Origin of the sequence: Streptomyces sp. MBT53, assembly GCF_016654115.1 — a bacterium.
GTDB lineage: Bacteria > Actinomycetota > Actinomycetes > Streptomycetales > Streptomycetaceae > Streptomyces.
On sequence record NZ_JAEQAZ010000251.1, the window covers coordinates 1 to 10,410 of the forward strand.

1 protein-coding gene is annotated in these 10,410 nt (G+C 72.4%); it reads left to right on the forward strand.

Annotation, left to right across the window (positions count from 1 at the left end):
- The coding region (locus JHN45_RS46225; RefSeq protein ID WP_201055407.1) for a non-ribosomal peptide synthetase at nt 1-10,410 on the forward strand (10,410 nt) is incomplete at both ends.

Consider the following 10,410-nt stretch of genomic DNA (forward strand, 5'->3'; position numbering starts at 1 on the left):
CAAGGGCGTCGTCGTCACCCACCGCGCCATCGGCAACCGACTGGCCTGGATGCAGGGCGCGTACCAACTCACCCCTGAGGACCGGGTGTTGCAGAAGACACCGTCCAGCTTCGACGTCAGCGTCTGGGAGTTCTTCTGGGCGCTGCGCGAGGGCGCCGCCGTCGTCCTCGCCGCCCCGGACGGCCACCGCGACCCCGCCTATCTGGCCCGTCTGATCCAGGCCGAGGGCATCACCACGATGCACTTCGTGCCGTCGATGCTGGAGGCCTTCCTCGCCTCCGAAGAGGTCACCGCCGACCCCGCGTGGGCGGGCAGCCTGCGCCGCGTCTTCAGCAGCGGCGAGGCCCTGTCCGGGGCCGCGGCCCACCGCTGGCACGAGCTGACCGGCGTCCCGCTGCACAACCTCTACGGCCCCACCGAGGCCGCCGTCGACGTCACGTACCACCCCTACGACGGATCGCCCGACACCACCGTGCCCATCGGTCGACCCGTGTGGAACACCGGCCTGCGCGTCCTCGACACCTGCCTGCGCCCGGTCCCGGACGGCGTCCCCGGCGAGCTGTACCTCACCGGCGTCCAGTTGGCCCGCGGCTACCACCGGCGCCCGGCGCTCACCGCGGACCGCTTCGTCGCCGACCCGTACGCCACCGAGCCCGGCGCCCGTATGTACCGCACCGGCGACCTGGTGCGCCGCCGCCCCGACGGCACGATCGACTACCTCGGCCGCACCGACCGCCAGGTCAAACTGCGCGGCAACCGCGTCGAACTCGGCGAGATCGAGGCCGAGTTGACCGGACTCCCGACCGTGGCCCGAGGCGCGGTCGTCATCCGCGACCAGCGGCTCGTCGCCTACGCGGTCCCGGCGGCCGGGGCGGTCGTGGACCCCGCCGCCCTGCGCGCCGCCCTGGCCGACGCGCTGCCCGCACCCCTGGTCCCCGAGGCGTACGTCGTCCTCGCCGACCTCCCGCTCACCCCCAGCGGCAAGCTCGACCAGGCCGCGCTGCCCGCCCCCGAGGCCGAACGCGCCGAACGCCGGGCACCCGAAGGCCCGTCGGAGCAGCAGCTCACCGACATCTTCGCGGCCGTCCTCGGCATCGAGGACGCGGGCCCCGACGACGACTTCTTCCGTCTCGGCGGCGACAGCATCAGCTCCATCGGCGTCGCGAGCCGAGCCCGCGCGGCGGGCCTGGAGCTGAGCCCGCGCGACGTGTTCACCCACCGCACGCCCGCCGCCCTCGCGCTGGCGGCCGGCACCGCAACGGCCGTAGCCACCGGCCGTGTCGAGGCATTCACCCTGACCGAGGCCGAACAGGCCCGTGTCCGAGCCGTCGCCGCTCCGGCGCAGGTCGCCGACGTGTGGCCGCTGGCCCCCCTCCAGGAGGGCCTGTTCTTCCACTCGGCGTACGACGAGGGCGCGTTGGACGTCTACACCGTCCACGAGACCTTCGACTTCGCCACCCGCCTCGACACCACCCGGCTGCGCGCCGCCGTCCGCACGCTCCTCGACCGCAACCCGGGTCTGCGCGCCGGCTTCACCAGCGACGGCCTCGACCAGCCGGTCCAGTTCATCGTCGAGGACCCCGAGATCCCCCTCGAAGAGGTGGACCTCTCCCTCCTCCCGGCAGCCGAACAGGACGTACTCCTACGGGAGTTGACGGACGCCGAACGCAACCGCCGCTTCGACCTGTCCGCACCCCCGCTCTTCCGCCTCCTCCTGCTCCGCCTCGGCGCGGAGCGCGGCGACCGGCTCGTCATCGGCCGCCATCTGATCCTCTGGGACGGCTGGTCGGCCTGGCTGTTCCTCGACGAGCTGTTCGCGCTCTACGAGACGGCCGGCGACGCCAACGCCCTGCCCACGCCGGGCAGTTACCGCGACTACCTGACCTGGCTGGAGGAGCAGGACGACTCGGTCGCCACGGCCGCCTGGCGCACCGCGCTCGCCGGTCTCGACGAGCCGACCCTGCTCGCACCCACCGCCGCCGACGGCCTCGAACCGGTCATCCCCGACCAGCTCGACACCCGCCTCCCCGCCGAACTCGGCGACCGGCTCCGCGAGTTGGCGCCCGCCCACGGTCTGACCCTCAACACGATCCTCAACGCGGCCTGGGGACTCACCCTCGCCTCCGCGACCGGCCGCGCCGACGTCGTCTTCGGCACGACCGTCGCGGGGCGCCCCAGCGAGGTCCCGGACGTCGGGCACATCATCGGCCTGTTCCTCAACACCGTCCCGACCCGCATCGCCCTCGACCCGGCCGAACCGGTCCTCGACCTGCTCCGCCGCGTCCAGGGCGAACGCCTCGACCTGATGCCGTACGAGCACCTCAGCCTCGGTGTCCTCCAGGCCGAGACCGGTCACCGCAAGCTGTTCGACACGCTGTTCGTACTGCGCAACAACGACACCGAGGAACGGCTCGCCGACCTGAGGACCCGGCACGGCGCCACCGCCGTCGCCAACGTCGACGCCACCCACTACCCGGCCAACCTCGTCATCACCCCCGGCCGCGAGATCGCCGTCACCCTCACCCACCGCCCCGACCTCGTCCCAACTGCCCAGGCCCAAACGCTCCTTGACCGTTTCGCGCTCCTCGTCGACCGCCTGACCGCCGACCTCACGGCACCGGTCGGCTCACTCGACTCCCTCCTTCCCACCGAAGTCGAGGCGCTACGGCGGGAGTCGGCGGCCAGCCGTGTCCCCGACCCCGAGGACACCATCGCCGACCTGCTCGCCGCACAGGCCGAACGCACCCCGGACGAGCGGGCCCTGGTCTTCGGCGAGCGCGGCATGACGTACGCCGAACTCGACGCGGCCGTCAACCGCATGGCCCGGCTGCTGATCGACCGTGGCGCGGGCCCCGAGCAGGTCGTAGCCCTCGCCCTGCCGCGCTCCCTCGACATGGTGGTCGCCCTCTTCGCGGTCCTGCGCACCGGAGCGGCCTATCTGCCCCTGGAGTTGGACCACCCGGCGGACCGCCTGTCCCTGATGCTGGCCGACGCCAACCCGCTCCTCCTGCTCAGCACCACGGCCGTATCCGCCACGCTGAACGGCGAGATGACCCGCGTCCTGCTCGACGACCCGGAAACGAAGGGGGAGTTGGCCGATCAGCCGGACACCCCGGTCCACCGCCGCTTCAGCCTCGAACACCCCGCCTACGTCATCTACACCTCTGGCTCCACCGGCCGCCCCAAGGGTGTTGTCACCCCCTACCGGGGCCTGACGAACATGCAGTTGAACCACCAGAAGGAGATCTTCGAGCCCGCCATCGCCTCGGCCGGCGGCCGACGGCTGCGCATCGCCCACACCGTGTCCTTCGCCTTCGACATGTCGTGGGAGGAACTGCTCTGGCTGGTCGAGGGCCACGAAGTGCACGTCTGCGACGAGGAGTTGAGGCGGGACGCCGAGGCGCTGGTCGCCTACTGCGAACGCCACCGCGTCGACGTCGTCAACGTCACGCCCACGTATGCGCGGCTGCTGATCGAGCAGGGCCTGCTGGAGGGCTACGTCCCGCCGCTCGTCCTCCTCGGCGGCGAGGCCGTACCGGAGACGGTGTGGACGGCCCTGCGCGACACCGAGGGAACGTACGGCTACAACCTCTACGGGCCGACCGAGTACACGATCAACACCCTCGGCGGCGGCACCCTCGACAGCGACACCCCGACCGTCGGCAAGCCCATCCGGGGCACCCGCGCGCACCTCCTCGACGCCTGGCTGCGCCCGGTGCCGGACGGCGTGCCCGGTGAGCTGTACATCGCCGGAATCGGTCTGGCCCGGGGCTACTTGGACCGACCCGCGCTGACCTCCGAACGCTTCGTCGCCGACCCGTTCGGCGAGCCCGGCGAGCGCATGTACCGCACCGGCGACCTGGTCCGCCGCAACCCCGACGGCAATCTCGACTTCCTCGGCCGCACCGACGACCAGGTCAAGATCCGCGGCTACCGCATCGAGCCCGGCGAGATCGAGACCGCCCTCAGTCGCCACCCGCTCGTCTCCCAGGCCGCCGTGGTCGTCCGCGACGAACGCCTCGTCGGCTACGTCGTGCCCTCCGGCGCCGATACGGCCGAGCGCACCGCCGCCGAGGCCGCGCAGGTGGGGGAGTGGCAGGAGATCTACTCCGACGAGTACGAGGAGATCGGCACCGCCGTCTTCACCGAGCAGTACGACGGCTGGGACAGCTCCTACGACGGCCGGCCCATCCCCTTCGAGGAGATGCACGAGTGGCGCGAGGCCACCCTCGCCCGCATCGGCGCCCTCAAGCCCCGCCGCATCCTCGAAGTCGGCGTCGGATCAGGCCTGTTGCTGTCCCGCCTCGCCCCGGAGGCGGAGGCCTACTGGGCCACCGACTTCGCCGCCCCCGTCATCCGCAAGATCGGCGAGGAGGTACGGCGCGACCCCGCACTCGCCGCCAAGGTCGAACTCCGCTGCCGTCCGGCCGAGGATCTGAGCGGCCTGCCGTTCGCCTACTTCGACACGATCGTCATCAACTCCGTCATCCAGTACTTCCCGAGCATCGACCACCTCACCACCGTCCTGCACGGCCTGATGGAGCTGCTCGCACCCGGCGGCGCCCTGTTCGTCGGCGACGTCCGCAACCTGCGGCTCGCCGGCACCTTCCACACCGAGATCCAGCGCGCTCGAGGCACCGCCGAGGCGGACCTGGAGCGAGCGGTGGAGCGCGGCCTGCGCCTGGAGAAGGAACTCCTCGTAGACCCCGACTACTTCACCACCCTCGGCTACGGCGTCGACCTGCGCACCAAGCGCGCCCAGCACCACAACGAGCTGTCCCGGCACCGCTACGACGTCGTCCTCTACGCCGACGACCCGGACGTACGCCTGGACACCATTCCGTCCGTCGACTGGGCCACCGGCAACACCATCGGCGAACTCCTGCGCGGCGACTGGGCGTCCGCCGAGGCGATCGGCGAACTCCTGCGCGGCGGCTGGTCAGCGACCGGCGCCACCGCCGAACGCCCGCGCGGCGAACGCCCCGAGGCACTCCGCTTCACCGGCATCCCCGACGGCCGTACGACCGAGACGGGCGTCGACCCCGAGCATCTGCACGAGCTGGGTACGGCGGCCGGATACCGGGTGCTGACGACCTGGTCGGAGCAGCAGGGGACGTATGACGCCGTCTTCCTGAAGGCGTCCGAACTCCGTCTGACCGGCGGCCTGTTCAAGCCCCGCGGCGGTACCCACCCCTACGCCAACGACCCCACCGCCGCCCGCGAGGCGAGCGCGCTCGTACGGCGGCTGCGTGAGGATCTGGGCCGCGAACTGCCCGACTACATGGTCCCGTCGGCCTTCGTCACCGTCGACGGCCTGCCCATGAACGCCAACGGCAAGCTCGATGTCCGCGCCCTGCCCGACGCCGAACCCGCCGTCGCCCTCGGCGGCGGACGCGGCCCGCGCACCCCGCAGGAAGAGGTGCTCTGCCGCCTGTTCGCCGAGGTGCTGGGCCTGCCGGAGGTCGGCGCCGAGGACAACTTCTTCGACCTGGGCGGGCATTCACTCCTCGCCACCCGGCTGGTCAGCCGCGCCCGCACCGAACTGGGCGCCGAACTAGCCATCCGTGACCTCTTCGAGGCCCCGACTCCCGCCCTGCTCGCGGGTCGTGCGGACGCGGCGAGCCCGGCCCGTCCGGCGGTCACCCCGGTCGCGGACCGGCCCGCCCGCATCCCGCTGTCGGCCGCCCAGCGACGCCTGTTGCTCGTCGAGGAGATCACCGGCAGCGGTGTCGCCTACAACTTCCCGCTGGTCTTCCGACTCCGCGGCATCCTCGACACCGACGCGCTGGCAGCCGCCCTGCGGGACGTCGCCGGACGGCACGAGGCCCTGCGGACGGTGTTCCCGACCCACGAGGGCGAGCCGTACCAGCGGATCGTCCCCGCCGACGCGGCGGTCCCGGCCTGCACGGTCGTCGACTGCGCCGAGGACGAACTGCCCGCGCTGATCGAATCCGCCCAGCGCCGCCCCTTCGACCTCACCACCGAACTCCCGCTGCGCTGCGAGGTGTTCAGGCTCGGATTCGACGAGCAGGTGGTGGCCGTCGTCCTGCACCACATCACCACCGACGAGTGGTCCGACCGCCCCTTCCTCGCCGATCTCGACACCGCCTACGCGGCCCGCCGCGAGGGACGTGCTCCCGACTGGGCGCCGCTGCCGGTGCAGTACGCCGACTACACTCTCTGGCAGGACGACCTCCTCGCCCGCACCGGCGAGGCCCAACTCGCCCACTGGGCCGACGCGTTGCGCGGGCTGCCCGACGAACTCGCCCTGCCCGCCGACCGACCGCGCCCGACCGAGCCGACCGGTCACGGCGGCAAGGTCCGCCTCGAACTGTCCGCCGCCACCGGCCACGCCCTGCGCGATCTCACCACCGCCACCGGGACCAGCATGTTCATGCTGTTCCAGGCGGCCACCGCAACGCTCCTGAACCGGCTCGGCGCGGGCGACGACATCCCGCTCGGCGCCCCCATCGCAGGCCGCACCGACGAGGCCCTCGCCGACCAGGTGGGCTTCTTCGTCAACACCCTGGTCCTGCGCACCGACGTGTCCGGCGACGAGCTGACTTTCCGCGAACTCCTCGGCCGGGTGCGGGAGTCGTCCCTCGCGGCCTTCGAGTACCAGGACCTGCCCTTCGACCGAGTGGTGGAAGCCCTCAACCCGCCCCGCGTGGCCGGCCGCAACCCGCTCTTCCAGGTCATGCTCGGCTACCACCACCGCCCCGACGGCGACCCGGACGTGCTCGGCCTCGCGACCGAGTGGTTCGACATGGACACCGGCATGGCCAAGTTCGACCTCCACTTCACATTCGTCGACGAGACCGGCCGCGACCGGGTGGTCCTGCTCCTGGAGTACGCGACCGACCTCTTCGACGAGTCGACCGCCGAACGCATCGCCAGCCGCATGGCCCGACTGCTGGACCACGCGGCGGCCGAACCCGACCGCGCGGTGCGGGACTTGGACCTCCTGGAGGACGCCGAACGCGCCCTGGTCCTGGGGGAGTGGAACGCCACCGAGCACCCCGTCCCGGCCACCACCCTGCCGGAACTCTTCCGTGCCCAGGTGGCCCGCACCCCCGACGCCACGGCCCTCGTCTTCGAGGGGCAGCGGCTGACGTACGCCGAGCTGGACGCCCAAGTGGAGCGCACGGCACGGGTGTTGACCGCGCTCGGCGCGGGCCCCGAGCAGACCGTGGCGGTGGCGCCGCCGCGCTCACTCGACCTCGTCGTCGCCCTGCTCGCCGTCCACCGCGCCGGAGCCGCCTACCTCCCGCTCGACCCCGACTACCCGGAGGACCGTCTCGCCCTCATGGTCGAGGACGCCCGCCCGGTGTACGTCGTCCGAGACACCCTGCCGACCGGTCCCGAGGCCCAACTCCCCACGTCCTACGACCCCTCGCACCCCGCGTACGTCATCTACACCTCCGGCTCCACCGGCCGCCCCAAGGGCGTCGTCGTCCCGCACGAGGGCATCGTCAACCGGCTGCTGTGGATGCAGGACGCGTACGAACTCACCGCCGCCGACCGGGTGTTGCAGAAGACACCGTCCAGCTTCGACGTGTCGGTGTGGGAGTTCTTCTGGCCCCTGATCACCGGCGCCACCCTGGTCGTCGCCCGCCCCGAGGGCCACCGCGACCCGGCCTACCTGGCCCGGCTGATCCGCGAACAGGACGTCACCACCGCCCACTTCGTGCCCTCCATGCTCCAACTCTTCCTGGAGGAACCGGCCGCGGCCGACTGCACCGGCCTGCGCCGCGTGATGTGCAGCGGCGAGGCCCTGCCCGTCGCCCTCACCCACCGCTTCCACGACATCCTGGTCGGCGCCGAACTGCACAACCTCTACGGCCCCACCGAGGCCTCGGTCGACGTGACGGCCGTGGAGATCGGCCCCGACGCGACCAGCGTGCCGATCGGCCGCCCGGTGTGGAACACCCGCACCTACGTCCTCGACGCCGGACTGCGTCCCGTACCGCCCGGCGTCCCGGGCGAGTTGTACCTGGCGGGCGTCCAACTCGCGCGCGGCTACCTCGACCGGCCCGGTCTGACCGCCGAGCGCTTCGTCGCGGACCCGTACGGTGTGCCCGGCACCCGGATGTACCGGACCGGCGACCTGGCCCGCTGGAACGCGGACGGGACGATCGAGTACCTGGGCCGCACCGACGACCAGGTGAAGGTGCGCGGTTTCCGCGTCGAACCCGGCGAGATCGAGGGCGTGTTGACCACGCACCCGTCCGTCGCACACGCGGTCGTGGTGGTCCGGGAACAGAACCTGGTCGCCTACGTGGTCCCGGCGGGCTCCGTCGAGGTGACGGCGCTGCGCGCCCATGCCGCCGCCACCCTCCCCGCCCACATGGTCCCGGCCGCCTTCGTCACCCTCGACACGCTGCCCCTCACCCCCAACGGCAAGCTCGACCGCGCCGCCCTGCCCGCCCCCGACTTCACGACCGCCACCGGAACGGACACGGGCACCGCGCCCCGCAGCCCCCGCGAGGAGATCCTCACCGGACTCTTCGCCGACGTCCTCGGCCTCGAACAGGTCGGCGCGGACGGCGACTTCTTCGCGCTCGGCGGCCACTCACTGCTCGCCATGCGCCTGGTCAGCCGCGTCCGCGCGCTGCTCGGCGCCGACCTCACCGTCCGCACCGTCTTCGAGGCACCCACCCCCGCACTCCTCGCGGCCCGCCTCGACGACCGGGCCGGAGGCCTGCCCGCCCTCGTCCCCGCCGAACGACCCGACGAACTCCCGCTCTCCTTCGCCCAGCAGCGCCTGTGGCTGCTGCACCGCATCGAGGGTCCGGGCGCCACGTACAACATCCCGGCCGCCTGGCGTCTGACCGGCACACTCGACCGGGACGCGCTGTCCGCCGCGCTGAACGACCTCGTCGTACGCCACGAAAGCCTGCGCACGGTCTTCCCCGAGCGGGACGGCCGCCCCCACCAGGTCGTGCTGGACCAGGCCCCGGTGCCCCTGCACCACAGCCGGGTCACGGAGACCGAACTGCCCGCCCTGCTCGCCGGGGCCGCCGCGCGCGGCTTCGACATCGACCGCGAACTCCCGCTGCGCGCCCATGTGTTCGAGGTCAGCGAGAACGAGCACGTACTGCTGCTGGTGCTGCACCACATCGCCGGCGACCAGTGGTCCGACGGTCCCCTGTGGCGCGACCTCGCCACCGCGTACGAGTCCCGCCGCGAGGGGCACGCCCCCGCGTGGGCGCCGCTTTCCGTGCAGTACGCCGACTACGCCCTCTGGCACCGCGAGGCGCTCGGCGACCCCGACGCCCCGGACAGCCGCCAGTCCCGCCAACTCGCCTACTGGCAGGACACCTTGGCGGGCCTCCCCGACGAACTCGCACTGCCCGTCGACCGCCCCCGCCCACTGGAGAGCAGCCACCGGGGCGGCGCCGTCGGCCTGACACTCGATGCCCGACGGACGTCGGAACTGCGCGCGTTGGCCCGCCGCCACGGCGTCAGTATGTTCATGGTCACCCAGGCCGCCGTCGCCGCGCTGCTGTACCGGCTCGGCGCCGGGGACGACATCCCGCTCGGCGCACCGATCTCCGGGCGGGCCGACGAGCAGCTCGAAGACCTGGTCGGGTTCTTCGTCAACACCCTTGTCCTGCGCACCGATCTGTCCGGCGACCCGACGTTCGCCGAGCTGCTCGCCCGCGTCCGGGACACCGACCTCGCCGCCTACGAGCACCAGGACCTGCCCTTCGAGCGCCTGGTCGAGGCGGTCAACCCGGCCCGCTCGCTGGCCCGGCACCCGCTGTTCCAGGTGATGGTCGTCCACCTCGACGACGAGGGCACCACCCCCGCCCTGCCCGGACTGACCGCGCGCCGCGAGGAACTCGGCCAGCAGGGCGCCAAGTTCGACCTCAGCTTCGACTTCGTCGAGCAGGGCGCGGACGGCATGCGGTGCTGGATCGAGTACAGCGCCGACCTCTTCGACGAGTCGACCGCCGAACTCCTCGCCCAGCGCCTGGAATCACTGCTCGCCCAGACAGCCCGCGACCCCGACCGTCGCATCGGCGCCCTCGACATCCTCCGCGACGAGGAACGCGCCCTCGTCCTCACCGACTGGAACGCCACCACCCGGACCGTCCCCGACCTCACCCTGCCCGAGCAGTTCCGCTGCCAGGTCGCCCGCACCCCCGAGGCCATGGCGGTCGTCTTCGAGGACACCGCCCTCACCTACGCCGAACTCGACCTGCGCGTCGAGAAATTGGCGAACACGCTCGCCGCGCACGGGGCGCGGGCGGAGGCCGTCGTCGCCGTGGCCCTGCCACGTTCCGTCGCCCTCATGGTCGCCCTGCTCGCCGTCCACCGCTCGGACGCCGCCTACCTGCCCCTGGACACCGGCTACCCGGCCGACCGTCTCGCCTACATGCTCACCGACGCCCGCCCGGTCTGCCT